This window comes from Nonomuraea rhodomycinica (genome assembly GCF_013363995.1).
GTDB lineage: Bacteria > Actinomycetota > Actinomycetes > Streptosporangiales > Streptosporangiaceae > Nonomuraea > Nonomuraea rhodomycinica.
Genome location: NZ_JABWGO010000004.1, coordinates 249,386 through 274,034, shown reverse-complemented (window position 1 = coordinate 274,034; position 24,649 = coordinate 249,386). Strand labels below are relative to the sequence as shown.

Below are 24,649 nucleotides of genomic sequence, written 5' to 3'. Positions count from 1 at the left end.
TTCTTGCCAGTCCTTGCCTGTGGTGCGACCTTCGCCGTCCGCCCCCTGCCCGGGCCCACGGCGACACGCCGGGCCTCTCGCCGAATCGGCGGTGCGAGATCACCTGACTCCTACAGTCAGGTGATATCTCATCTCGAAGTGACGGGGGTCCAGACATGGGAGAGAAACTCGTAGTCGTCGGCCAGGGATACGTCGGCCTGCCGCTGGCGATGCGGGCGGTCGAGGCCGGCTTCGACGTCGTGGGGATCGACGTCGACGAGTGGCGCGTCAAGCGGCTCAACGCCGGCGAGTCGTTCGTCGAGGACATCGGCGACGAGCAGGTGGCCGCCGCGCTGCGCGGCGGCCGCTACCTCGCCAGCACCGACTACGCCGACGCCGAGGGCTTCGACCTCTGCGTGATCACGGTGCCGACCCCGCTGTCGGAGGGCGCCCCCGACCTCTGCCACATCGCCTCGGCCGGCCGCTCCATCGCCCCGCTGGTACGGCCGGGCGCCACGGTGGTCCTGGAGTCGACCACCTATCCCGGCACCACGGAGGAGTACCTCCTGCCGATCCTGGAGGAGGGCTCCGGGCTGCGCGCCCCCGAGGACTTCCTGCTGGGCTACAGCCCCGAGCGGATCGACCCCGGCAACGCCGTGTGGCGCCTGGAGAACACGCCGAAGGTCGTCTCGGGCATCGACGCGGCCTCGCTGAAGCGGATCCAGGGCTTCTACCAGCGGGTCGTGGACCGGGTCGTGCCGGTGTCCTCGCTCCAGGTCGCCGAGCTGTGCAAGCTGCTGGAGAACACGTTCCGGCACGTCAACATCGCGCTGGTCAACGAGCTGGCGATCTTCGCCGAGCAGCTCGGCATCGACGTCTGGGAGGCCATCGACGCCGCCTCGACCAAGCCGTTCGGCTACATGCGGTTCACGCCGGGCCCGGGCGTCGGCGGCCACTGCCTGCCGATCGACCCGTCGTACCTGTCGTGGAAGGTCAAGCGCAGCCTCGGGCACAACTTCCGGTTCGTGGAGCTGGCCAACGACATCAACGACCACATGCCGGACCGGGTCGTCCACCGGCTCATGCTGGCGCTCAACCAGCGCGGCAAGGCGCTCAACGGCAGCCGGGTGGTCGTGCTCGGGCTCGCGTACAAGAAGAACGCCGGCGACTGCCGCGAGTCCCCGGCCATCGACGTGGTCAAGTCGCTGCACAAGCTGGGCGCCCGGGTACGGGCCGCCGACCCGCACGTGACGGACTGCCGGCTGCCCGCGGGCATCGAGATCGTCGAGGCGACGCGCCGTGAGCTGGCCGAGGCGGACGCGGTCCTGGTGCTCACCGACCACGACGTGTTCGACTACGAGCTGGTGCAGGAGGTCAGCCCGTACGTCTTCGACACCCGCAACCGCTGCCGTGGCCCCAACGTCGAGGTGCTGTGACGTGACGCGCGCGAAGGCCCTCCGGCCGGTGGCCGGAGGGCCTTCGCCATGTCCGCGGCCTCAGGTCCCGGAGACGGGCCCGGTCACCTCTCCGGGACCGGCCGGCTGCGCCGGGGCGGTCGCGACGGGGGGCGCGACCGGCAGCGCCCGGCCGAGCCAGGCGGCCGGCGTGCCCGCCGCCGTCACGAGCAGGAGCGTCAGCGCGAGGACGCGCGCCCGCGGCTGGCCGGCCGCCGCCAGCAGCGCCCCCGCCGCGAGCACCACGCCCGCCAGCGTGAGGTACGGCAGGTACAGCGCGAGCTCCCCGGCCCCCGGCCGCAGCGGCACGTGGACGCCGAAGACCCAGCGGACGGCGCAGGCGGCCGCCGCGCCGGCCAGCACCGCGCACAGGCCCGCCGTGAGCGTGACGTGCGCCCTGCGCGCCGCGCAGCCGAGGCCGTGGACGGCCGCCATCGCGAGGTACGGGCAGGCGGCCTGGAGGTAGTCGCCCTGGGCGAGGTACGGGTCGCCGAGCAGCAGCACCGCGCCCAGCCCGGCCGCGCCCATGCCGAGCGCCAGCACGACCGGCGGGCGTCCCAGCAGCCGGGGCCGCCGGACCAGCCCGAGCACGCCGCTCCAGGTGATCGCCCCGCACAGCAGGCCCAGCGCGGCGACGCCGGCCAGCGACGACATCGGCGCCCCGGCCGTGTCCGCCGCGCCGGTCAGCCCGGCCCAGGTCGCCCGTACGAACTCCAGCGGCCGGACCGCCGTCCCCTGCCAGGCGTCACCGAGGAGCGCCGCCTGCGCCGCGAGCGCGCACCCCGTCAGCCCGAGCGCGACGACGACGCGGCGGGGCGGCGACAGCCACTTGACCGTCTCGACCACCACGACGGCCAGCAGCCCGGCGGCCAGCAGCGGCACGTACACGGCCTTGGCCCCGGCCAGCGCGGCGAGCAGCACGGCGAAGACCAGCCACGCGCCGCGCCCCGGCGCCCGGCCGCCGAACAGGTCGACCAGCAGTACCACGAGCGGCGCGAACAGCAGCGCGCCGAAGGTCTGCGCGGGCGCGGCCCACTCCTGCGGCGGGGTCCAGGCGAGGACGCCGGCGGCGTTCCCGGTGTACAGGACGGGCGCCGCCACGAACACCGCGGCGGCCAGGGCGGCCAGCGCCTGGCGGCGCGAGCCGGTGAAGCGGCGGCCCGCCATGGCGAGCAGCACGACCAGCGCGGCCAGCATGGGCGGCGCGGCCAGCCGGAGGAGCAGCACGGACGGCGCGACGCCGGTGACCCAGCTCGCGGCGGCCAGGTGGGCGTGGACGAACCAGTCGTGGCCGAACGGCCCGCCGTCCGGACCGTGGCTCATGAGCCGGGCCACCATGTCGAGGTGCGGCAGGGCGGCGGCCGGCGGCGCGGCGACGGGGTGGGCGGCGAAGTAGCCGGCTCCGATCCACAGGGTCAGGCCGATCACGCCCAGCGCGAGGCACCACGACCACCACAGCGGGGCGCGGGCCCGGCGCGTCCGCCGGCAGTGGGCGCGCAGCCGCGGCACGGCGGCGAACAGCGCGTACGTGCCCATCGGCCAGGCGGCCACGAGCAGCGGCATCCCCATGGCGCGGGCGGGCAGGTAGCAGAGGACCTCGGCCGCGTAGCCGAGGGCCAGGCCCAGGGCCAGCTCCTCGGGCAGGGTGTGCGGGCGGCGGTAGAGCACCCGCACCCAGAGCACGCCGGGCAGGGTGAGGCCGAGCCCGGCGTAGACGGTGAAGACGGCCAGGTCGGCGAAGGCGACGCCGTGGTAGCCGAGGACCGCCCCGACGCATCCGGCCACGGCCAGCGCCGGCAGCCAGCCGGCGGGCCGCAGCGGGGGCGGGGCGGCGGAGCCCTCCGTCAGGGGCTCGGCGGCGAGGGGCGCGGTACGCGGGAACGGTGGAGCTTCGGCCATGCGGGAAAGCCTGGCGACGTCCCGGCCTCCCCGATGCCGGAAAGCCCGCCCGCGGCGATGTTCTTGCCAAGGCTTGGCGGTTTCGGGGAGCGCCGGGAGGCCGGGAAAGGGGGTCGTGCGTCAGGTGTCCAGTGCCGCCGCGATCGCCCGCAGGCCGTGGTCGAGTTCGTCCTCGGTGATGTTGAGCGCCGGGCGCAGTCGCACCGAACGCGGCCCGCACGGCAGCACCAGCACCCCCTGCTCCTCACGCAACCGGGTCACGAGGGCGTCCCGGCGCTCCCGGTCGGGCAGGTCGAAGGCGCACATCAGGCCGCGCCCGCGCACGCTGGACACCACCTCGGGCCGCTCGGCCTGCAGCTTGGTCAGGCGCTCCACCACCAGCGCGCCCAGCCGGCCGGCCCGCGGGATCAGGCCGTCCCGCTCGATGATCTCCAGCAGGGCGCGGGAGCGGACCATGTCCACCAGTCCCCCGCCCCAGGTGGAGTTGATCCGGCCGCTGACCTGGAAGACGTTGTCCGGCACCAGGTCCACCCGGCGGCCCGCCATGATGCCGCCCACCTGTACCTTCTTGGCGAAGGCCACGATGTCCGGGGCGAGGCCGAGCTGCTGGTAGGCCCAGGGCGTGCCGGTGGTGCCGCCGCCGGTCTGCACCTCGTCCAGCACGAACAGCGCGTCGTACTCGTGGCACAGGCTCTGCATGGCCTGCAGGAACTCCGGGCGCATGTGGTTGTCACCGCCCTCGCCCTGGATCGGCTCGGCGATGAAGCAGGCGATGTCGTGCGGGTGCCGCTCGAAGGCGGTCCGCGCCTGCCCCAGCGCCCGTGCCTCGGCCGTCTCGACGTCACCGAGGTGGACCGCCGGGACGTCGATGCGGGGCCAGCCGAACTTCGGGAAGCGGTCGGTCTTGCCCGGCTCGGTGTTGGTCAGGCTGAGGGTGTAGCCGCTGCGGCCGTGGAAGGCCCGGGACAGGTGCAGCACCTGGGTGCCGAGGTCGCGCGAGCGGCCGGCGGCCTCGTTGCGGCGGCTCTTCCAGTCGAAGGCGGTCTTCAGCGCGTTCTCGACGGCGAGCGCGCCGCCCTCCACGAAGAACAGGTGGGGCAGCTCGGGGTCGCCGAGCACGCGCATGAAGGTCTCGACGAAGTCGGCGAGCTGCTCGGTGTACATGTCGGGGTTGGCCGGCTTGTTGCGCGCGACCCGGCCGAGCAGCTCGGCGCTGCCGGCGTCGAGCGGCGGGTTCACGCCCAGCGGCGCGGAGGCGAAGAAGGTGTAGAAGTCCAGGTACCGGCGTCCGTCGCGCGCGTCCACGAGCCAGGAGCCCTGGCTGCGGTCGAGGTCGAGCACGAGGTGGTAGCCGTCGACGAGTAGATGGCGGGCGAGACGGGCGTGTACGTCCATGACTCCTCCACGACGAAGCGACAGGGACATACTTGCCCGCCCCTACCCCCATTCATCCGGAAAATTTCTGGATATCTACGCCGTTGCCGGAAGTTTCTTCACCCGGAACGACAGGACGACCATCGTGATGCCGTAGATGATGGCGAAGATGCCGAGCAGCCAGACGAGCGTGAGCAGCCCGGCGCCCGGCCAGACCAGCAGCAGGATGCCGAAGATCACCGACAGCGCGCCGCCGATGATGAGCATCCACTCGTTCTGGATCACCTTGCGCATCTGGATGCCCGCCACGATCTCCGACACGCCGCTGAAGATGGCCCAGAACGCCACGACGTAGAGCAGGGCCAGCGACGTGACACCGGGCCACACGAAGGCCACGATGCCGGCCAGCACCCCGAGGACGCCCGAGATGATGAGCCAGGCCCGCGACGTGGCGTTGTGCCGGACGCCGGCGACGATCGAGAAGATGCCGTTCACGAGGGCGTAGGCGCCGAAGATGATCACCAGCACCAGCAGCGTGATGGCGGGCCAGATGAGCGCGAGGATGCCGAAGATGATGGCCACAATGCCCCGTACGAGGATGAGCCACCAGATGCGCGCGAGTTGGTCCATATTGGTGTGATCTCCAGAAGGATCCCGAGAGCAGACCAGCGGCGGGTCAAAAGTCGGCGATCGCCCGGCCTGCCCAGGTCGCGCGGAGTCACATGTGGGAGTACACGACGATCGACACCGCGATGTACTGCACCAGGTAGGCGGCGACGGTGCAGGCGTGGAAGACCTCGTGGAAGCCGAACCAGCCGGGCGACGGGTCGGGGCGGCGCAGGCCGTACACGATCGCGCCGGCGCTGTAGAGGACGCCGCCGACGGCGACCAGCACCACGGCGGCCACCCCCGCGCCCTCCAGCAGCTGCGGCATCACGAAGACGGCCGTCCAGCCGAGGGCGAGGTAGAGGACGGTGTAGAGCCAGCGCGGCGCGCCGATCCAGCACACCCGGAACACCACGCCGGCCAGCGCGCCGCCCCAGATGACCGACAGCACGGCGATCCGCGCCGCGCCGGTGAGCGCGAGCAGCGCGAACGGCGTGTAGGTGCCCGCGATGATCAGGTAGATGTTGGCGTGGTCGAAGCGGCGCAGCACCTCGGCCAGGCGCGGCCCGAGCGTGCCGCGATGGTAGGTGGCCGAGACGCCGAAGAGCAGGCCCGAGGTGATGGCGTAGACGGCGGAGGCGAGGCGGGCCTGGAGCGTGGGGCCGAGGGCCACGAGCACGAAGCCGGCGACCAGCGTCACGGGGAGGGCTCCGGTATGCAACCAGCCACGCAGTCGAGGCTTCACGGCGACGGTCGTCATGAAACCTACGGTACCGTAACTTATGCGCTTCCAACGGTCGGCGGAACGCGTCCGTCAGAGGTCGCGGGCCGCGGAGGTCACAGACCGTTGAGGAAGCGGGCGGCGATCGGCAGCGCCGCCGTCCGGCCCGCTCCCCCGTGCCGGACGAAGACGCAGAACGCCAGGTCGTCGCGGTAGCCGATGAACCAGCCGTGGTCGGCGCCGTCGGGCGTCTCGGCCGTCCCGGTCTTGCCCGCCACCCCCGCCGGCAGGCCCGCCTGGCTCGCCGTCCCGTGGTCCACGACGGCCGCCATCATGCCGCGCAGCGCCTCGACGGCGCCCTGGTCCAGCGCGACCGGCTCCGGCTGCGGCCCGTCGACGCGCCGCGCCTCCTTCTCGGGCAGCAGGCGCGGTGAGCGCCAGGTGCCGCTCTGCACCGCGGCGGCGACCGCGGCCATGCAGAGCGGGGTGGCCTGCACGGTCCCCTGGCCGATGGCGTCGGCCCCCAGCACGTCCTCGTCCTCCGGCTCCTCCATCGTGCCGCAGGTGCCGCCGACGCCCGTGGGCAGCGCGCGGCCGAACCCCCACTCCCCCGCCGTGGTGCGCAGCTCCCCCGGCCCGAGGCGGGTGGTGGCCTGCTCGACGAACGTGGTGTTGCACGACAGGGCGAAGGCGTCGGCGAAGGTGACGGCGCCGTGGTCCTGCAGGCCCGCGTTCTGGAAGGAGCGGTGGAAGGGGATCTGGTAGTCGGCCGGGCAGGGCAGCTCGGCCGCCGGATCGAGCCCGCCGCCGAGCAGCGCCGCCGCGGTGATGGTCTTGAACGTCGAGCCGGGCGGGTACAGGGTGTCGAAGGCGCTCTGGCCGTCGGCCAGGCGGTCGGCCACCGCCAGCACCTCGCCGGTGCTCGGCCGCAGAGCGACGACCGCCGCGTCCGCCACGCCGTCCAGCGCGCGGGCCGCCGCCGCCTGCACCGGCCGGGACAGGGTGGTCCGCTGCGTCTTCGGATCGGTGGCCTTGGTCAGCAGCCGCTGCTGCGGCTTCCCGGGCGCGGTGGCCACCAGGGCCCGGCCTCCGCCGGTGGCCGCGAACTCCGGGGCCAGCCGGTCGAGATAGGCGTCGGCGTAGCTGTCGTGCGGGATCCGGTCGCCCTCGCTGGTCAGCATCTCGGCCTTCGCGTCCGGCAGGTCCACGATCTCCAGCGCGCCGCCGGCGGCCAGCAGCGGGTGCAGCGTCTCGGGAGCCCACAGCACCTTCCACACCTTGTCCCGTACGGCCAGGCGCAGCGTGCCCGCGAACGGCCAGGCCCCGAAGCCGCGCAAGGTGCGCACCCCCGTGAACGGCACCTCGGCGGTGCCCTCCCCCGTGCCCTTGACCGCTCCGGGCCGCAGCTCGATCTTCTCCACGTCCAGGTCCCTGGTGAGGGCCAGGTGGCGGGAGACGAAGTCGGCCGGCGGCTGGTAGACCAGGCGGGCCATGCCCCGCACGTCCCCCTCCCGCCAGGCCCGGAAGTAGGACTCGGCCGTCTGCCCGGCGCTGCCCCGCACCCGGCCGGCCGCGGCGACCGCGAAGCCGTACGCACCCAAAATCGCCAGAACCGCGACGACGAGCACGATCAGCCTTCTTCGTCGCATACGGTGTTCTCCCAGGGAGGCAGCAACGTGGCACGAGCACAGCGCGAACCGATGCCCGGCCTGTACCCGGTGACCTTCGGCGAGATCGAACTGCTCCGGGATCTGGACCGGCAGGACGGCTGGGTGCTGTCCAAGGATGGCGTACCGCAGTCCTATGTGGACCTACAAGACCCCACATATCTGGATTTCGAGTACGTGCAGCTCATGGCGGACGTCATCGACGTCCTTCCCGAGGGGCCGCTGAGCTGCGTCCATGTGGGGGGCGGCGCCTGCACGATCCCCCGCTACGTCGCCACCACCCGGCCGGGCTCGCGCCACATCGTCATCGAGCCCGACGGCCTGCTCGTCAACCTCATCCGCGAGCAGCTCGACCTGCGGTCGGTGCCGCGGCTGAAGGTGCTGGTCATGGACGGCCGCGAGGGCGCGGCCCGGGTCTGGGACTCCTCGGCCGACCTGGTCGTGCTCGACGCGTTCGCCGGGGCGACCATGCCGGTCGAGCTGGCCACCGCGGAGTACATGGGCGACCTCGCCCGGGTGCTGCGGGCGTCCGGCACGCTGCTCGTCAACCTCGCCGACGGCAAGGGACTGGCCTTCGCGCGGCGGCTCACGGCCACGGTCCAGGACACCTTCGGCCACGTCGCGCTGCTCTCGGAGCCCGGTGTGCTGCGGGGACGCCGTTTCGGCAACCTCATCCTGGCCGCCTCGCGCACGGCCCTGCCCGTGGACCTCCTCACGCGCCGCGCCGCCGGGGGGCTCACCCAGGCCCGGTGCCTGCACGGGGACGCGCTGACCCGCTTCGTGGCGGGGGCGGCCCCCATCCGGGACGGCGAGCCGGTGCTGGCCCCCGTCCCGCCTCCCGCCGTCTTCGGCTGACCCGCCGTCCCGGCGCGGGGACCGGTGGCCCGGCCGGGCAGTGAAGCGAAGAGGCCCCGGCCGGCGGCGTCGCACCGGCCAGAGCCTCGTCGGGGTCAGCCCAGGGTGAGGCAGGCGACGCGCTCGCCGGCCTCGCCCGCCTTCGGCCCGTTGGCGGTCGTCGGCTTGGCGTGGATGACCAGCGAGTGCGGCCGCCGGCCCGGGGCGAACGTCCACGAGTTGCGCGCGGTGGCGCGCCCGGCGCCGGAGGCGTCGGTGGTGAAGTCGAGCCAGACCTCGTTGGCGGCGCTGACCTCGCCCTTCTCGTGCTGGTAGTGCGGGCCGGCGTCGTCGGCCTTGGGACCGCACGGCTTGGTGTGCAGGTGGGCGCCGTAGGTGCGGTTGGGCAGCAGGCCCTCGACGACGAGCGACGACAGCGTCTGGCCGCTGGACGACTCGACGGTGATGCTGGCCCGCGCCCCCTCCGGGGCCAGCTTGCGGGCGTAGACGACGGCCCGCTTGCCGTCGGCCGTGAAGTTGCCGCTGGACGACAGCGAGCCGGACCTGGCCTTCGCGGCGCCCTCGGCGCCGGGCGTGGGCTCCGGCGACGGCGTGTGGGCGGCGGCCTCCTGGGCCGGCGACTCCTGGCTCTGCGCGGTGCCGGCCTGGCCGGCCGTGGTGGGCGCACAGCCTGCCGCCAGCAGGGCGAACAGCACTATGGGTACGGGCATGCGCATGGAAAACCCCCGGGGTGGTGACAAAGGATGCGTCACGAGCGGGTACGGCCGGCTCGTGGAGGGCCACCACTCTAGCGGGTGACGATGCGACTACGCACCGTGTTCGGCGACGATCCCGTCGATGAGGGCGGCCAGCCGGAAGTCCGTCTCGGTCAGGTGTCCCTTGTCGTGCGTGGTGAGCGCGAGATGCAGTCTGCGCCACCGGATGTCGATGTCGGGATGGTGGTTCAGCTCCTCGGCCTTGACCGCGATCGCGTCCACGATGCGGATGGCCGTGGGAAAGTCGGGCGCGGTGACCGTGCGGCGGATCTCCTCGCCCTCGCGGTGCCAGGCGGGCACCCCGGCGAGCATCTTCTCGACGTCCATGCAGGTCACGTTACTTCAGTGCCCCGGCGCCGAGCCCGGACTGGATCTGGCGCTGGAAGACGACGTAGACGACGAGCACGGGCAGGATCGCCATGCAGACCGCGGCGAACAACCCGGGCCAGTCGGCCTCGTAGCCGGCCAGGGTGGAGATGTTGGCGATGCCCTGGGTGATCACCCAGTCCTTCTCGTCGCGGGCGAGCAGCACCAGGGGCAGCAGGTACTGGTTCCACTGGCCGAGCACGTTGAAGATCGTGATGCTGACCAGGCCGGGCCGGGCCATGGGCAGCATGATCTGGAAGAACGTGCGGGTGTGGGAGGCGCCGTCGATGCGGGCCGCCTCGGCCACGCTCTCGGGCAGCGTGCGGAAGAACGCCGCCAGGAAGAAGATCGTGAACGGCAGCGAGTACGCGATGTAGACCAGGACGACGCCGGTGTGCGTGTACAGCAGTCCGACCCGCTTGACCACGAAGAACAGCGGCCCGAGCGCCAGGAACACCGGGAACGCCATGCCGGCCGTGAAGTAGTAGTAGATCACCCGGCTGCCCGGGAAGCGGTAGCGCGCGAGCACGTACGCGGCCATCGACCCGAACAGCATCGTGCCGAACGTGCTGAAGGCGACGACGACGGCGGTGTTGGCAAGGTACCGCCCGACGTGCGCCTTGCCCCAGGCCCGCCCCCACGCGTCGAGCCGCAGCTCGCCCGGCAGCTGGAGCGCGTCCCCGAAGATCTCGGTGTTGCTCTTGAACGAGGCCAGGAACGTCCACAGCAGCGGCGCGACGATCAGCAGCGCCCAGACGGCCAGCGCGGCGTGCGACAGCCCGTTCAGCACGCCGGGCCGCGGCCGGTCGGCGGGGACGCTCCGGGAGGAGCGGACCGGGCGGACGGAGTCGAGGGAGTCCGGGGCCATGTCAGAGGTCGATCCTCTCCCGCCGGGTGGTGCGCAGCGTCAGCACCGCGAACGTCACGGTCAGGAAGAACAGCGCCACGCCCATGGCGGAGGCGTAGCCCACCTTGGAGTAGGAGAAGGCGTTCTTCCAGATCTCGATGGGCAGCACGGTCGTGGCGCCGTCCGGCTCGCCCTTGTCCCCGGCCAGCACCTGGATCAGCGCGAACCCGTCGAAGGCGGCGATGCCCAGGTACACCCACCCCACCTGCACGGTGTCGCGCAGCAGCGGGAGGGTGATCGAGAAGAACAGCCGGACCCGCCCGGCCCCGTCGAGCGCCGCCGCCTCGAAGTAGTCCTTGGGGATGGCCGCCATCCCGGCCGAGAACAGCACCACGTAGAACCCGACCGCCTGCCAGACCATCACCGCGATGATCGCCCAGAGCGCGAGGTCCGGCTCGATCAGCCAGCCGACCGGCTCCAGGCCGAGCCTGATCAGCGCGCCGTTGATCACGCCGCTCTCGTCGGGCCGGTAGACGGCCTTGAACAGCACGCCGACCACGGCGACGGCGAGCACCTGCGGGAAGAAGAACACGACGCGGTAGAACGCCGAACCTCGCACGCCGGCCATGCCGGGCCCGCGCGCGCCGCCGCCCAGGTTGAGCAGGAACGCGAAGAACAACGCGATCACGATCGTCGCGATCGGGAGCACCAGCAGCAGGATGCCGTGGTTGCGCAGGGCGCGCCAGAACACCTCGTCGCCGAGCAGGCGCCCGAAGTTGTCCAGCCCGACGTAGTGGAGCCGGGCGGAGACCCCGTTCCAGTCGGTCAGCGAGATCTGGAACGCCTGGGCGTACGGGCTGATGACGAACACCGTGTACAGGACCATCGGGACGGCGAGGAACCCGGCGACGAAGCCGTACGTGCGCCAGCGCTCCATGGGCTACTCGCCCCGCGTCTGCTTGGGCACGGACGAGTCCTTCTTGATGGCGTCCGCCTTGGCCTGCATGCGGGAGCAGAACTCGTCGGGGGTGATCCGCCCGGCCATGACCACGTTGATCTGCTCGGTGCCGTAGTCGAACAGCTCCTTGTACCAGCCCTCGAAGCGGGCGTCGGTGATGATGTTCTGCCCGGCGGCGTCCTGGGCCTTGGCCGCGCTGCGCAGGCCGGGCGGCAGGTCGAGCCCCTCGGCCGCGCCGTTGACCACCGTGAGGTTCTGGGTCTTCTCCGTGAAGCCGCGCGCGCCCTCCTTGGAGAGCATGATCCGCAGGTACTCCAGGCCGCCCTGCGGGTTCTTGCCGCGGGCGGCGACGAAGAAGTTCTCGCCGACGCCGACCTGGATCGCGCCGTACGGCATCTTGTCCGCCGCCGTGACGTCGGGGATGGGGGCGATGGCGTACTCGAAGCCGTCGGGCTTGTCCTTGGCCATCTCGTTCTCGATCCAGGAGCCGACCGGGTAGAAGAGCAGCTTGTCCTGGAGGTGCTTGACCTGGGTCTGGGTGTGGTCGAGGCCGAAGTACGCCTTGTCGCCGTACTTCGCCTGGATGTCGGCCCAGGCGGTGACGGCCTGCTTGACCGGCTCCGCCTTCCAGGCGCCGTCGACGAGGTTGTCGATGTCGATGATCGCCTGGTTGCCGCCGATCTTGGCGGCCGTGTAGAGGACGTTCCAGAGCTGGTAGTACGGACCCTTCTGCCCCGGGTACGCGAAGAGCAGGATGCCCTCGGCCTTGGCCTTGTCGCCCAGGGCGGTGAACTCGGCCCACGTTCTCGGCACCGCCCAGCCCTTGGCGGCGAACAGCTTGGCGTTGTACCACAGGGCGCGGTGGGAGACCGTGTAGTTGAGGACGAGGTCCTTGCCGTCGATCTTGGCGTTGTCGAGGACGGCCGGGGTGACGACGTCGCGGATCCTCTTGGCGGGGTCGTCGATCGACGGGGCGTCGAACAGGCCCGTCAGGTCGGCCAGGTGCCCCTGCTCGGCCAGCGCCACGAGGTCGAGCGCCTGGGGGCCGGAGTTGTTGACCACGTCGGGCACGTCGCCGCTGACGAACAGCGGGCGGAGCTGGGTGCTGATCTGCTGGGTGGCGTCGTGCTCGACGGCCGCGCCGGGGAACTCCTTCTTGTACAGCGCCTCGTGGATCTCCTTGGCGTACGCGTCGCCGTACCCGCCGCTGAAGATCGTGACCTTCAGCGGTTTCTTGGCGTCCACCCCGAACGGGTTGCGCGGGTCGGCCGAGCCGGCGGCGGAGGTGACGGGCGCGGCCGGCTCCTCACCGCCGCCGGTGGCGCAGCCGCTCAGCAGGCCCGCTCCGGGCCCCACGACCAGCGCGGTCAGGCCGACGCGCCGGATGAGCTGCCTTCGGGTGATCTCGCCGGGATGGGTCATGGGGGCTCCTGACGGGCGGATTAGGAAAGTTTCCTAACGTTTGCCCGAACGTACGGACGCCCCCCGACCTGCGTCAAGGGGCCGCGATCGAGACGTGACCTCGCCGTGACCCCGCGACATCCGCCCTCGCGTCCCCCCGGCTGGCTGACAGGATCATCCACGCGGGGCGGCGAGGGCAAGGGCCCGCTCAGCCGAGGTGGGCGCGGGTCTCGGCGAAGGCCAGGTCCGTCCCTTCGAGGGCGCGGGCCACGTCCTCCTCCGTGTGCGCCGCCGACATGAACCAGTTGTGCCACGGGTGGATGTAGACGCCGTGCCGCAGGCAGGCGTCGCTCCAGTACAGGGCCGTGGACAGGTCCGCGTCGCCGTCGAAGCTGAGCCACGGGATCGTCACCGGGCCCGTCTGGTTCACGGTGAAGCCGTGCGCCTTGGCCTGCGCGTACAGGCCCTCGCGCAGGCGGCTGCCGGCGCGCTCCATCGCGGCGATGCCGTCCTCGTCGCGCAGCGTCTCGATCGTGGCCTTGGCCGCCGCCATCGCCACCGCCGAGAACCAGAACGAGCCGGTCGAGTACAGGGTCTGGGCCGCGCCGCGCAACGCGTCGGTGCCGGTCACGGCGGCGATCGGGTAGCCGTTGGCCATGGCCTTGGACCACGCCGTCAGGTCAGGGCGCACCCCGTACGGCTCCCACGAGCCGCGCAGGTCGATCCGGAAGCCCGCCCGCACGTCGTCGATCACCAGCGCGGCGCCCAGCCGGTCGGCCAGCGCCCGCGCCCCCCTGGCGAAGGCCGGCTCCACGAGCTCCTGGTCCTCGAACGAGTCGTGCTTGAACGGCGTCACGATGATCGCCGCCACGTCCCCCTCGACCGTCGCCGCCGCGGCCTCCAGCGACTCCAGCGAGTTGTAGGCGAACTCGACCAGGTCGGCCCGCTCGTTCGGCGTGGTGCCCGCGGGCGAGGGCGTGCACCACGGGTCGGCGCCGTGGTAGGCGCCGTGCGCCATGAGCACCTTCGTGCGGCCGGTCGCCGCGCGGGCCACCATGAGCGCCTGGGTGGTGGCGTCGGTGCCGTTCTTGGAGAACATCGCCCAGTCCGCGCTGGGGATCAGGTCCACCAGGAGCTCGGCCAGCTCCACCATGACGGGGCCCGGGCCGTTCAGGCAGTCGCCCTGGGCGAGCTGCCGGGCCGCGGCCTCCTCGACGCGCGGGTGCCGGTGGCCCAGCACGACGGGGCCCCAGCTGCACATGAAGTCGATGTACTCGCGGCCGTCGACGTCCCACTGCCGGCAGCCCTCGCCCCGCTCGAAGAACTGCGGGTAGCCGGGGGCGAAGATGGCGGCGTTGAGATGGCCGTACATGCCGCCCGGGACGACTTTCGCGGCCCGCGCGCGCAGCTCGGCGTCCTTCATCGAATCTCCTTCAGCAGGGCGAGGGTGGAGTCCAGGTCGGTGATGCCGGCGTCGGAGCCGAGGCCGGTGGCGACGCGGGCGGCGGCGGCCGTGCCCCAGCGGGCGGCCTCCGGCACGTCCCGCCCGTGCAGCAGGCCGGTGATGAAGCCGGCGCAGTACGCGTCGCCGCACCCGGTCGTGTCGGAGACCTCCACCTTCAGGGCCGGCAGGTGCTCGACGCCGTCGGCGGTGGCGACCAGGCTGCCGTCGCCGCCGAGCGTGACGAGCACGCCGCGCGGCCCGTCGGCGAGCAGCGCCAGCGCCGCCTCGGCCACGTCACCGCCGTCGCCGCCGTTCCCGCCGTCGCCGTCATCGCCGCCAAGCCCGGTCATGAGCAGCGCCTGGGACGCGTTGGGCAGCACGTAGTCGACGTGGGGCAGGAACGCGCGGGCCATCCCCAGCAGGTCCGGCAGCTCCGACAGCAGGTCCATCGTCACGATGGTCCCGCCTGCCCGCAGCTCGTCGAGCAGCGCGAAGAAGGCGGGCTCGCCCAGCCCGAACGTCACGTCCACGCCGCCCAGGTGGACGGCGCGCGCTCCGCGCAGCACCTCCACGTCGAGGTCGGCGAGCGTCACGCCCAGGTTGGCGCCGGGCACGTGGAAGCTCGGCCGCCCGCCGTCCGGCCTGATCGGCAGGATCGACGCGGCGGTCTGCTCCCCCGCCCGCCGCACCAGCCGGGAGGCGTCGACGCCCCGCTTGGCGAGGACCGCCAGCAGGAAGTCGCCGAGCTCGTCGTCTCCGACGGCGCCCATGGTGACGACGTCGTTGCCCAGCTTGACCAGGTCCACGGCGGTGCCGGCCGCGGCGCCCGCGGCGGTCAGCCGGATCTGGTCGACCAGCACGGTGTCCTGGCCCGCGGGGATGCGCTCGACGGGCCTGGCGAGGATGTCGACGATGTGCACGCCGACGGTGGCGACGGTCATGGTCTAAATAGACAGACGTCCGAATAAAAAGTCAATATGCTGGGAGGTGTACGACGCACGAAGGGGGACGGCGCCTTGCCCAAGATCGTTGACCACGACGAGCGCCGGCGCGAACTGCTGTCGGCGGCCCGCCGCGTGATCGTCCGCGACGGCATCGACGCCGCCACCACCCGCGCCATCGCGAAGGAGGCGGGCTACTCCAACGGCGTGCTCGCCCACTACTTCGCCGACAAGGACGAGATCCTGCTCTCGGCGCTGCGCCAGTCCCACCAGCGCATCCGCGAGCGCATCACCCGCCGGGTCGAGGGCGTCACAGGGCTCGCCGCGCTGCGCGAGCTGCTGCTCGACAACCTGCCGCTGGACGCCGAGCGCACCCAGGAGACGCGCCTGGAGGTCAGCTTCTGGAGCCGCAGCCTGGCCGCCGAGCGGCTGGCCGAGGTGCAGCGGGCCGAGGCCGAGGAGCTGCGCGCCGCCGTACGCGGCCTGCTCGCGCAGGCGCGCGAGGCGGGCGAGCTGTCCACGGAGGACAACCTGGACGACGTCACGGAGCACCTGCTGGCCCTGGTGGACGGGCTGAGCCTGCACCTGCTCCTCTACCCGGGCCGCCTGACGCGGGTGGACCTCGAACGCCTCATGCTCGCCCACCTCGACCGCCTCTGACCCCTGTCTCCCTCACGTCCGCACAGCGGGGATCACAGGTGCAGGGTGAAGGCGCCGAGCTCCTCCAGGCGGTGCAGGAACGGCACCGCGGGGAACGCCTCCGCCGTGCTGAGCACGCCGGCCTTGCTCGGCCCCTCGCCCCGCGCCAGCCGCACCGCCGCCTCGGCCGAGGCCAGCGCGCCGACCCACCAGATGTCGCGTCCGCGCACGTGGCCGTTGCGCCCGCCGCCGCCGGGGGCGGTGGCCTGCACCGCCACCGTGAACTCGGTGCGGGCGCGCTCCTCGGGCGTCGCGTCCTGGCTGGTGAAGACCTGCTGCTCCTCGAACGTGCTCGCCGTGAGCTGCGACTCCACCGACCGGGCCGGTACGTGCCGCGGGATCGTCACCACCTCCCCCGAGGGGAACGGCGCGATCATGGTGCGCGGCCCGACCGGCGGCGGGAACGGGAAGACCGTGTTGCGGATCTCCACCGGCCCCACGCGCTGCGCGCCGTCCGCGAACGTCACCCGGTCGATCTCGCCGATGAGCAGCTCGGCGGTCCGCACGGCCGCCGGCGTCATCCGCCAGCCCGTCACCGAGTAGCCGACGGTCAGCCGGTCGACCCCGGTCATGCCCTCGGTCACCGCCGCGGCGAGCAGGTCCGCGACGCCGCCGTAGAAGCTGAGCTGCGGCACCATGACGATCCCGGCCCGCTCGGCCGCCGCCCCCATCGTGTCGAACAGCTTCTTCACCGGGTGTGGCTCCACGGCGTGGTCGACGTAGTGGCAGCGGCCCGCGACGGCCGCCTCCGCGACGGGCACGGCGGTCTCCGCGAACGGCCCGGCGCAGTGGACGACGACGGCGCACTCCTCCGCCAGTCCGCGCAGCCCGTCACGGTCGTCCAGGGACACGGCTCTCGTGCGGACCCGGGCGGGTCCGTCCGCCGGCGCGGCCTCCGCAGCGTCCCGGGTGGAATCGGCCAGCTCGGCCAGCTCGGCCGCGAGGGCGTCCAGGGCGGCCCCGTCGCGGCCGGCGAGCAGGACGCGCGCTCCGCGGGCCAGCAGCTCGGCGGCCACCAGCCGTCCGGTGTGGCCGTTGGCGCCGTAGATCGCGACGGTCGGTGCGTCCATGACGGGACCTCTTCCATACTCCGGGTATGCAACCACGACTCCCCGAACGTATGTTCGCGACGACGCACCGTCAATGCCGTTGATGTATTTCGGACGACCGACTACATTGCCGCCCATGAGCCCCCGTGAGCAGCTGTGCGCGTACGGCCGGCGCGCCGTCGAGCTGGGCCTGGTGATCGGCACCTCGGGCAACCTGAGCGTCCGCGAGGGCGACCTGGTCGCCGTCACCCCGTCGGGCGTGGCGCTCGACCGGCTCGCCCCGGAGATGTGCCCGGTCGTGGACATGGACGGCCACCTGGTGGAGGGCGACCTCCAGCCGTCCTCGGAGACCCCGATGCACCTGGCCGTCTACGCGAGCACGACGGCGCAGGCGGTCGTCCACACGCACTCGGTGTTCGGGACGGTGGTGGCGACGACGATGACCGAGCTGCCGCCGATCCACTACAACACGCTGCTGCTCGGCGGCACGGTCCGCGTCGCCCCGTACGCCACCTACGGCACGCCCGAGCTGGCCGCGAACGTGCGCGCGGCGCTCGACGGCCGGCAGGCGGCGCTGCTGGCCAATCACGGCGGGGTGACCATCGGCGCCACGCTGGAGCAGGCGTTCGAGGCGACGCGGTTGCTGGAGTGGCTGTGCGAGGTGTACGTGCGGGCGCTCGGGGTGGGCCGGCCGGCCGTCCTGACGCCCGAGCAGCTCGACGCGGTCGTGGAGCGGGCGGTCAACCCGCCCCACTTCCCCCGCCGGCCCGCTGACCCGCACGGCCTGTGACCCGCACGGCCTGTGACCCGCACGGCCTCTGGCCCCGGGGCTTCGCTCAGCTCTGCTGGGCGGAGGACCCCGTAACGGCCTTCTCCGCGAGCCCGAGGGGCATGCCGCCCGAGCCGGCGATCAGGTCGTGGAACTCCTTCGGCGACCCCGCGTACGACTGCCTGACGCGGTCGATCTCGATCGCGCCCGTCAGGTACGACGGCGCCTGCGTGGGCCAGGCGCAGTAGCGGCTGACCTCGCCCTGGGCCGTCCCCGGCGAGAGCGACGCCTTGGTGGACATGAACTCCTCGGCCTGCTCGATCGTCATGTCGTCACAGTGCAGCGCGGTGTCCACCACCATCCGGGCGGCCCGGAAGATGCGGCAGTCGAGGTGGGCCAGCTCGGTGGCGGGCGTGTCGAAGTAGCCCTCCTCGTGCAGGACCTTCTCGACGTACAGGGCCCAGCCCTCGGTGAAGTACGGCGTGCGGAACACCTTGCGCACCGTGCGCGGGTTGGCCGCCATGTGCGACAGGTGCCAGTGGTGCCCGGGGTAGGCCTCGTGGACGGCGATCGAGGGCATCTGGGCCCGGCAGTTCGTGCGCAGCCGCTGCCGCACCTGCTCGTCGGTGAAGCCGTCCGGCGTGTACGGCACGAAGAACACGCCGGTGCGCGAGCTGGTCAGCGGCGGCGGGGCCAGGTAGTGGGCCACGGCCACGATGGGCCGGTTGTACTCCGCCGAGGGCAGGACCAGGCACTCCTCGCCCTCGGGGAAGGTGACGAGGTCGCGTTCCCGGACGAACTCCCGGGCCCGGCGCGTCTCGGCCTCGTACTCGGCGCGCATGTCGGCCAGCGTCGGCGGGTGGTCGTCCATGAGGGACTCCATGGCGGCCCGCCAGTCGGTGGTGCCGTTGACTCCGCGCGCCACCTCGCGCATCCGCCCGTCGAGCTCCGCCCAGGCGGCCTTGCCCTTCTCGTGCAGCTCGGGGGCGCCGTAGCCGAGCATCTCGCGCTCACGCAGCAGCGTGGAGTACAGGCTCTCGCCCATGCGCCAGGTGCCGCCGCACCGGAAGCCCTCCAGGAACGTGACGAGCTCGTCGAAGGCGTGGCCGGCCGGCTTGGCGGCCTCGGCCAGCCGGGCCCGGGCCGCCTCGTCGGCGACCATGCCGGGCACAGTCTCGGTGAGGAACCTGCGGCCGGTGCGCGCCTGCCCCAGCGCCCGCTGCACCAGGAGGGGCGCGGCCAGGTCGGGGTCGAGGTTGGCGCGGCACGCGGCGAGCACGGCGGGGACCTCGGCCAGCCGGGCGATGGCGGCGTCCACCAGCTCGGCCTCGGGCTTGAGCCGCTGCTGGAAGGGGGTGAACAGGGAACCGAAGATCGGGTTCAGGTACGCGGCCGGCTCGCGGCGCCACTCGGGCCACGACTCCAGCGCGACCGCGCCCCTGAGCTGGGAGACGACGAGGTCCCGGTCGAGCTCGTCGTCGAGGGTGGAGGGCTCCGTGGCGGACAGCCGCTCCAGCCAGGCCTCGGTCTCGCGGGCGCGGGTGGTCCACGCCTCGGCCGAGAAGTCGCCGAGCGTGTGGTCGTAGCCGTCGGCGCCGAGAACGCTGGCGATCACCGGACGGCCGGAAAAGTACCATTTGAGAAACTCGTCCACCGCCGCACAATATCCTGTAGAAATGCCGCTGCAGATCACCGGAGCGCTCGAAGATCCTGACCTCATCGGGCTTCCGTGGGACCGCCCGCTGGCCGACTGGCCCCAGCACCACCTCGTCGACCTTCCCCGGGGCATCTCCCGGCACGTCGTGCGCTTCGCCCGGCTCTCCGGCAAGGTGTACGCGATCAAGGAGATCAGCGAGCGGTACGCCCGCCGCGAGTACCAGCTCCTGTGGGACCTGGCCCGCCTGGACGCCCCCTCCGTGGAGCCGGTCGCCTACGTCACCGGCCGCGACGAGGGGCTCGACGCCGCCCTGATCACCCGCCACCTGCAGTTCTCGCTCCCGTACCGGGCCGTGATGTCCGGCACGCTGCGGCCCGACACGCTGACCCGGCTGCTCGACGCGCTGGCCGTGCTCCTCGTGCGGCTGCACCTGAACGGGTTCTACTGGGGCGACTGCTCGCTGTCCAACACGCTGTTCCGCCGGGACGCCGGGGCGTTCGCCGCGTACCTGGTGGACGCCGAGACCGGCGAGATGCACCCGATGATCAGCGAGGGGCAGCGGCTGGCCGACATCGACGTCGCCCACACCAACATCTTCGGCGAGATGCTGGACCTGGAGGCCGGCGGCCTGCTGCACCCGTCCGTGGACCCCATGGAGACGGCCGAGGACATCGTCAACCGCTACCACCGGCTGTGGAACGAGATCACCCAGGACGAGATCATCGAGGAGGTCGACTGGCACCGGGTGGAGCAGCGGATCCGGCGGCTGAACCTGCTCGGGTTCGACGTGGCCGAGATGATGGTGCGGCGCAAGGTCGGCACCGGCCGGCTGATCGTGCGGCCCAAGGTGGTCGACGCCGGCCACCACCAGCGCCGCCTGCTCCGCCTGACCGGCCTGGACGTGGAGGAGAACCAGGCGCGGCGGCTGCTCAACGACCTCGACGGCTTCCGCGTGGCCAAGGGCCTGCGGCACGAGGACGAGGCGATCGTGGCGCACCGCTGGCTGGCCGAGGTGTTCCAGCCGACGGTCGACGCGCTGCCGCCGGACCTGCGGGCCAAGCTGGACCCGGCCCAGGTCTTCCACGAGATCCTCGACCACCGGTGGTACCTGTCGGAGGAGGCCGACGGCGACGTGGGCCTCGCGGCGGCCGTGAAGTCGTACATCGAGAACGTCCTCGTCTACAAGCCGGACGAGAAGGCGGTCCTCCCGGACGAGCCGCCCGAGGGGCTCGCGGACGACGCCGAGGCGGACGACGCCGAGGAGAAGGCCGGCTGATCCGCTGAGAGGTCGGCTGGTCCGCTGACCTGCGGAAAGACGAAGAATATTCGCCTAAGTCAGCCTCAATCCGGATAACTCGGAGAAATCTGCGCCCCAGTGGGGTTTTTCTCCTTCCGCGCCGTATAGCTTTCGTACCGCCGCCACCCGGCTCCGCTCCGTGACACCCGTGCCGCTCCTACGCTGTCCCAGTCTTCAAGACGGCGAGGGGAGGAACCGTGCTCGGACTGGACGACTGCCTGACCGAGGTCATGGCCATACCGGGCGCGCTGGACGCCATGCTGCTGGACCAGACCAGCGGCATGGCGGTGGCCGCCAGCGGGGCGCCCCAGGGCGTGGACACCGAGCGCTCCGCCGCCGCCCTGACCGAGACGCTGCGCGCCACCATGGACGGCCTGGCGCGCTCGTGTCCCGGCGACACCGTCCGCATCGACGACATGCTCGTCACCACGGACCGCGGCCACCACCTGCTCCGGCTCATGGAGACGGTGTTCGAGGGGCCGCTGGTCATCTATGTCCGCCTCGACCTGGAGCGCTCCAACCTGGCGCTCGCGCGCCACCGCCTGCGGGACATCTCCGGCCGGCTGCTGGCGTGACCGATGGCCACCCTGGACACGCTGCTGGCGAGCCTCGCGAACGACCGCCCCACCGGCGCCCTGCGCGTCGGCCGGGCCGGCACGGTCTTCCTCGACGAGGGGCGGATCACGTACATGGAGTGCGCCCAGACGCCCGGCGTCGAGCGGCTGCTGACCGCGCGCGGCCGCCTGCCCGAGGAGGCGCTGCGCCGCATCCAGGCGGACGGCGGCTGCGAGCGGCTGCTCGCCGAAGGGCCGGTGACGCTCGGGGAGCTGCAGTTCTGCGTGCTGGGCGCCGTGCTGGACGCCGCGTTCTTCCTGCTGCCCGCCACGGGGACGCGGCCGAAGTTCCGGCCCGGCGAGCGGCACTGGCTGGGCGGCCGGTGGTACTTCGAGGTGTCGGGGCTCGTGCGGGAGTGCGCGCGCCGCCGGGCGCAGCTCGCCCGGATCTGGCCGTCGGCCGACGTGGACACCGCCCCGGTGCGGCCGGCGTCCCGGCTGTCCGGTCAGGGCGTGACGCTCACCGCCGTCCAGTGGGAGATCGTCACCCGCGCCGACGAACAGGCGACACCGCTCGACCTGGCGCGACTGCTGGGCCGCTCGGGGTATTCGGTACTGCTGGCGGTACGGCGACTGGCCGCCTCCGGACTCCTCACGCCCCCCGACCCCACCCCCTCCGCCGATCCAGCCGGGGCCGCCGATCCCACTCGTTCTCCCGGGTCGGCCGATCCCGCTCGTACGGCGAGCCCCGCCCGCTCCGCCGATCCTGCCGCTCCTGTCGATCCCGCCGCGTCCAGGGCCGCCGGTTCTCAGGCGGCCGGGACCGCGCCCGCCGCACCCCCACCCTCGCCCGAGGCCGGTGGCCGGCGCGGGGCGGCGCTGCCCAAGCGCGCACGCGGCGGCGGGCGGCGCGCCCGCCCCTCCCCCGAGACCCCGGATCCGGCGGATGCGCCGCCTCAGCCGCCGGATCCGGCCCTTCCGCCCGGAGGCGGGCCACTCGCGGCACCGGCCGGGCCGCCTGACCCGCCCGGCCCGTCCGGCCCGCATGGCCTGTCCGGCCCGCCCGGCCCGCACGGCCTGTCCGGCCCGCACGGCCTGTCCGGCCGGGGGCGGTCCTTCGGTCCGGCGGTGACGGCGGACCCGAGGGACCTGGCCCTGCTCATGCGGCTGAAGAAGGCCCTGGAGGAGCTCGCATGAGGTTCCCCCCACTCACCGTCGTGAGACTGCCCTCGTTCAGAAGGAGGCCGCCGGTGGAGCTGCACGACGAGGTGCTCAAGGAGATGGTGCTCCTCCGGGAGCGCACCCCGGACATCAGCGGCAGCGTCGCCTGCACGGTCGACGGGCTGGCCGTCGCCTGCGACCCCGTGGTCGACAACGGCGAGCGGACCGCCGCGCTGACCGCCGCCCTGCTCGCGATGAGCAGGCGCATGCTCGCCATGTCCGGGAGGGGCGACCTGGAGGAGACGCTCATCTCGGGCACGGCCGGGTTCGCCGCGTTCTACGCCGCGGGCCCCACCATCGTCCTCACAGTCCTGGCCCAGCCCGGCACGAACCTCGGGCTGCTCCGGCTGGAGGGCCGCAAGACGGCGGCCGCCGTGGCCGCCATCGCAGCACGGATGCGATGACCCACCCCAGGAAATCACCACAGAACGGAGAAGTGACATGGCCAGCATGGACGTCTCGCTCAAAGAGATGATGACGATCGACGGCGCCATCGGGGCGGCGGTCGTCGATCACGGCAGCGGCATGACGCTGGGCGCGCTCGGCGGCTCCAAGGACCTGGACCTCCAGGTCGCGGGCGCCGGCAACACCGAGGTCGTCAAGGCCAAGCTGCGCACGATGGACTCGCTCGGCCTCAAGGACACGATCGAGGACATCCTCATCACGCTCGGCTCGCAGTACCACATCATCCGGCCCGTCAGCGGGCGCGGCGGCAAGGGACTGTTCCTCTACCTCGCCCTGGACCGGAGCCGGGCCAACCTGGCGATGGCCAGGCACCAGCTGCGCTCCATCGAGGAGAAGCTGGACGTCTAGCCCGCCGTCGAGCCGCGCGACGGCGACCGACGGCCGGCGGGGGCGGGGGCGACGGCCGTCCGGCGGTCAGCCGGGTGATGGGGGGCGGCCGTCCGGCGGTCAGCCGGGTCATGGCGGGGACGGCCGCCCGGTGGTCAGCCGGGTCATGGCGGGGACGGCCGCCCGGTGGTCAGCCGCGTGATGGCGGCGACGAGGTCCGGCCAGATCGGGCGCGGCAGGTCGTGGCCCATCCCGGGGAAGGTCAGCAGCCTCGCCCCGGGGATGGCCTCGGCGGTGGCCCGTCCGCCCGAGACGGGCACGAGCCGGTCGGCCTCGCCGTGCACCACGAGCGCCGGCACGTCGAGCCCGCGCAGCGCCTCGGTGCGGTCGCCCGAGGCCACGATGGCGGCGAGCTGGCGCGCGGTGCCCGCCGGGTCGAAGCAGCGGTCGAAGGCGCGGCCCGCCACGTCCGCGATGCGCGCCCGGTCCGGCTCGTAGCCGGGCGAGCCGATCAGGTCCCAGGCCGCCTGGGACCGCGCGATGGCCTCCTCGCGCCCGGCGGGCGGCGTGGCCAGCAGCACCGCGCTCGCCGCGGGCGTGGGCGGGGCGGCCCGCGGGCCGGGCGTGGACATGATGGAGGTGAGGCTGAGCACCCGTCCGGGATGCCGGATGGCCAGCACCTGGCCGATCATGCCGCCCATCGAGGCGCCCACCACGTGGGCGGCGGGCCACCCGAGCGCGTCCATCAGCCCCGCCGTGTCGTCGGCCATGTCGTCCAGCAGGTACGGCGCGGCGCCGCCGAGCTCCGGCCGGCCGAACTCGTGCAGGTGCGTGGACAGGCCCGCGTCGCGGTTGTCGAAGCGGACGACGTGGTGCCCCTGCTCGGCGAGAAGGCGGCAGAAGTCGTCGTCCCAGTGGATGAGCTGGGTGCCCAGCCCCATGACGAGCAGGAGCGGACGGGCGCCGGGGGTGCCGAAGCTCTCGTAGGCGATCTCGATGCCGTTGGCCTTCGCGCGCGCGATCACGTTGAACAGAATGACATTCGGATCACTGGGCGGTAAAGGGCGCCGGACCGTGCGGTGAGGAGCGCCGGACATGCGTCACCCCGCTCCGGAACCGCCGGGGCGGCGGCGGTCCGGAGCGGGGTGACCAGGGGCCCGGATGGAGAGGCAGGCAGGCCCCTGGGGGAGGGCCGGACCGGACGGGGTGGCGTCCGGACCCGGCCGTGTGGTCGGATGCCGGCCGGCATGCCGCCTGGGGGGCACGGCCGGCCGGGAGGAGTCAGCGCTTGACGACCGGGCGGCGTCAGCGCTCGACGACTCGGGGGTCGGCTCGCGAGGAGCA

At 72.8% G+C, this 24,649-nt stretch carries 24 protein-coding genes; 9 read left to right on the top strand and 15 right to left on the bottom strand.

Annotated elements, in window-relative coordinates:
- The first annotated feature begins 155 nt into the window (after nucleotides 1-155).
- On the top strand, nucleotides 156-1,415 hold the full coding sequence (locus tag HT134_RS19990; RefSeq protein ID WP_175601933.1) for a nucleotide sugar dehydrogenase: 1,260 nt from the start codon (nucleotides 156-158) through the stop codon (nucleotides 1,413-1,415).
- Nucleotides 1,416-1,475: 60 nt separating this feature from the next.
- Here the strand turns inward: HT134_RS19990 and HT134_RS19985 are convergent, their stop codons facing one another.
- From HT134_RS19985 to HT134_RS19965, 5 genes are all read right to left on the bottom strand, one after another.
- Nucleotides 1,476-3,332 carry a hypothetical protein gene (locus tag HT134_RS19985; protein ID WP_175601932.1) on the bottom strand — a complete coding sequence of 619 codons (1,857 nt, stop codon included), beginning with the start codon at nucleotides 3,330-3,332 and terminating at the stop codon, nucleotides 1,476-1,478.
- A gap of 120 nt (nucleotides 3,333-3,452) precedes the next feature.
- On the bottom strand, nucleotides 3,453-4,727 hold the full coding sequence (lat, locus tag HT134_RS19980; RefSeq protein WP_175601931.1) for an L-lysine 6-transaminase: 1,275 nt from the start codon (nucleotides 4,725-4,727) through the stop codon (nucleotides 3,453-3,455).
- Nucleotides 4,728-4,802: 75 nt separating this feature from the next.
- Nucleotides 4,803-5,336, bottom strand: coding sequence for an HdeD family acid-resistance protein (locus tag HT134_RS19975; protein WP_175601930.1), 534 nt, complete (start codon nucleotides 5,334-5,336; stop codon nucleotides 4,803-4,805).
- An 88-nt stretch (nucleotides 5,337-5,424) separates the two neighbouring features.
- The gene (trhA, locus tag HT134_RS19970; RefSeq protein ID WP_175601929.1) at nucleotides 5,425-6,072 is read right to left on the bottom strand and encodes a PAQR family membrane homeostasis protein TrhA; all 648 of its coding nucleotides are present in this window, start codon (nucleotides 6,070-6,072) and stop codon (nucleotides 5,425-5,427) included.
- A 77-nt stretch (nucleotides 6,073-6,149) separates the two neighbouring features.
- Nucleotides 6,150-7,682, bottom strand: coding sequence for a penicillin-binding transpeptidase domain-containing protein (locus HT134_RS19965; protein WP_175601928.1), 1,533 nt, complete (start codon nucleotides 7,680-7,682; stop codon nucleotides 6,150-6,152).
- A gap of 51 nt (nucleotides 7,683-7,733) precedes the next feature.
- Between HT134_RS19965 and HT134_RS19960 the strand changes: the two genes are divergently transcribed.
- The gene (locus HT134_RS19960) at nucleotides 7,734-8,555 is read left to right on the top strand and encodes a spermidine synthase (RefSeq protein WP_175602223.1); all 822 of its coding nucleotides are present in this window, start codon (nucleotides 7,734-7,736) and stop codon (nucleotides 8,553-8,555) included.
- Nucleotides 8,556-8,650: 95 nt separating this feature from the next.
- Here the strand turns inward: HT134_RS19960 and HT134_RS19955 are convergent, their stop codons facing one another.
- From HT134_RS19955 to HT134_RS19925, 7 genes are all read right to left on the bottom strand, one after another.
- Nucleotides 8,651-9,265 (bottom strand): superoxide dismutase family protein, encoded by a 615-nt coding sequence (locus tag HT134_RS19955; RefSeq protein WP_175601927.1) that lies wholly within the window; start codon nucleotides 9,263-9,265, stop codon nucleotides 8,651-8,653.
- A 96-nt stretch (nucleotides 9,266-9,361) separates the two neighbouring features.
- Nucleotides 9,362-9,637: a 4a-hydroxytetrahydrobiopterin dehydratase gene (locus tag HT134_RS19950; RefSeq protein ID WP_175601926.1), complete on the bottom strand. Its 276-nt coding sequence runs from the start codon at nucleotides 9,635-9,637 to the stop codon at nucleotides 9,362-9,364.
- A 10-nt stretch (nucleotides 9,638-9,647) separates the two neighbouring features.
- Nucleotides 9,648-10,544, bottom strand: a complete 897-nt coding sequence (locus HT134_RS19945; RefSeq protein WP_175601925.1) for a carbohydrate ABC transporter permease — start codon at nucleotides 10,542-10,544, stop codon at nucleotides 9,648-9,650.
- Between the two features lies 1 nt (nucleotide 10,545).
- Nucleotides 10,546-11,460: a carbohydrate ABC transporter permease gene (locus HT134_RS19940; protein ID WP_175601924.1), complete on the bottom strand. Its 915-nt coding sequence runs from the start codon at nucleotides 11,458-11,460 to the stop codon at nucleotides 10,546-10,548.
- A gap of 3 nt (nucleotides 11,461-11,463) precedes the next feature.
- Nucleotides 11,464-12,903, bottom strand: a complete 1,440-nt coding sequence (ngcE, locus tag HT134_RS19935) for an N-acetylglucosamine/diacetylchitobiose ABC transporter substrate-binding protein (RefSeq protein ID WP_175601923.1) — start codon at nucleotides 12,901-12,903, stop codon at nucleotides 11,464-11,466.
- Nucleotides 12,904-13,090: 187 nt separating this feature from the next.
- Complete coding sequence (locus HT134_RS19930; protein WP_175601922.1) at nucleotides 13,091-14,305, bottom strand: aminotransferase class III-fold pyridoxal phosphate-dependent enzyme; 1,215 nt, start codon at nucleotides 14,303-14,305, stop codon at nucleotides 13,091-13,093.
- Entirely contained in the window at nucleotides 14,302-15,267 is a 966-nt protein-coding gene (locus HT134_RS19925) for a carbohydrate kinase family protein (protein WP_175601921.1), read from the bottom strand. The genes HT134_RS19930 and HT134_RS19925 overlap by 4 nt, the downstream gene beginning before the upstream one ends.
- Nucleotides 15,268-15,342: 75 nt before the next feature.
- On the opposite strand from HT134_RS19925, the gene HT134_RS19920 reads away from it, so the two are divergent.
- Nucleotides 15,343-15,927 carry a TetR/AcrR family transcriptional regulator gene (locus HT134_RS19920; RefSeq protein ID WP_175601920.1) on the top strand — a complete coding sequence of 195 codons (585 nt, stop codon included), beginning with the start codon at nucleotides 15,343-15,345 and terminating at the stop codon, nucleotides 15,925-15,927.
- Nucleotides 15,928-15,959: 32 nt separating this feature from the next.
- On the opposite strand, the gene HT134_RS19915 is transcribed toward HT134_RS19920, so the two are convergent.
- Nucleotides 15,960-17,036, bottom strand: coding sequence for a saccharopine dehydrogenase NADP-binding domain-containing protein (locus tag HT134_RS19915; RefSeq protein WP_175601919.1), 1,077 nt, complete (start codon nucleotides 17,034-17,036; stop codon nucleotides 15,960-15,962).
- A 115-nt stretch (nucleotides 17,037-17,151) separates the two neighbouring features.
- Between HT134_RS19915 and HT134_RS19910 the strand changes: the two genes are divergently transcribed.
- Nucleotides 17,152-17,805, top strand: coding sequence for a class II aldolase/adducin family protein (locus tag HT134_RS19910; protein WP_175601918.1), 654 nt, complete (start codon nucleotides 17,152-17,154; stop codon nucleotides 17,803-17,805).
- A 46-nt stretch (nucleotides 17,806-17,851) separates the two neighbouring features.
- Here HT134_RS19910 and HT134_RS19905 read toward each other — a convergent pair whose 3' ends face one another.
- Entirely contained in the window at nucleotides 17,852-19,438 is a 1,587-nt protein-coding gene (locus tag HT134_RS19905; RefSeq protein WP_312888255.1) for a DUF885 domain-containing protein, read from the bottom strand.
- A 22-nt stretch (nucleotides 19,439-19,460) separates the two neighbouring features.
- Between HT134_RS19905 and HT134_RS19900 the strand changes: the two genes are divergently transcribed.
- From HT134_RS19900 to HT134_RS19880, 5 genes are all read left to right on the top strand, one after another.
- Nucleotides 19,461-20,717: a DUF4032 domain-containing protein gene (locus HT134_RS19900; RefSeq protein WP_175601916.1), complete on the top strand. Its 1,257-nt coding sequence runs from the start codon at nucleotides 19,461-19,463 to the stop codon at nucleotides 20,715-20,717.
- Between the two features lie 218 nt (nucleotides 20,718-20,935).
- Entirely contained in the window at nucleotides 20,936-21,313 is a 378-nt protein-coding gene (locus HT134_RS19895; RefSeq protein WP_175593873.1) for a roadblock/LC7 domain-containing protein, read from the top strand.
- Between the two features lie 3 nt (nucleotides 21,314-21,316).
- Nucleotides 21,317-22,489: an ADAM 12 protein gene (locus tag HT134_RS19890; protein ID WP_175601915.1), complete on the top strand. Its 1,173-nt coding sequence runs from the start codon at nucleotides 21,317-21,319 to the stop codon at nucleotides 22,487-22,489.
- Complete coding sequence (locus HT134_RS19885; protein WP_217708105.1) at nucleotides 22,486-22,917, top strand: roadblock/LC7 domain-containing protein; 432 nt, start codon at nucleotides 22,486-22,488, stop codon at nucleotides 22,915-22,917. The genes HT134_RS19890 and HT134_RS19885 overlap by 4 nt, the downstream gene beginning before the upstream one ends.
- Before the next feature lie 37 nt (nucleotides 22,918-22,954).
- Nucleotides 22,955-23,326: a hypothetical protein gene (locus HT134_RS19880; RefSeq protein ID WP_175601914.1), complete on the top strand. Its 372-nt coding sequence runs from the start codon at nucleotides 22,955-22,957 to the stop codon at nucleotides 23,324-23,326.
- A 143-nt stretch (nucleotides 23,327-23,469) separates the two neighbouring features.
- On the opposite strand, the gene HT134_RS19875 is transcribed toward HT134_RS19880, so the two are convergent.
- A complete protein-coding gene (locus HT134_RS19875) occupies nucleotides 23,470-24,330 on the bottom strand; it encodes an alpha/beta fold hydrolase (protein ID WP_312888253.1) in 861 nt (286 codons plus the stop codon).
- Nucleotides 24,331-24,649: the final 319 nt, after the last annotated feature.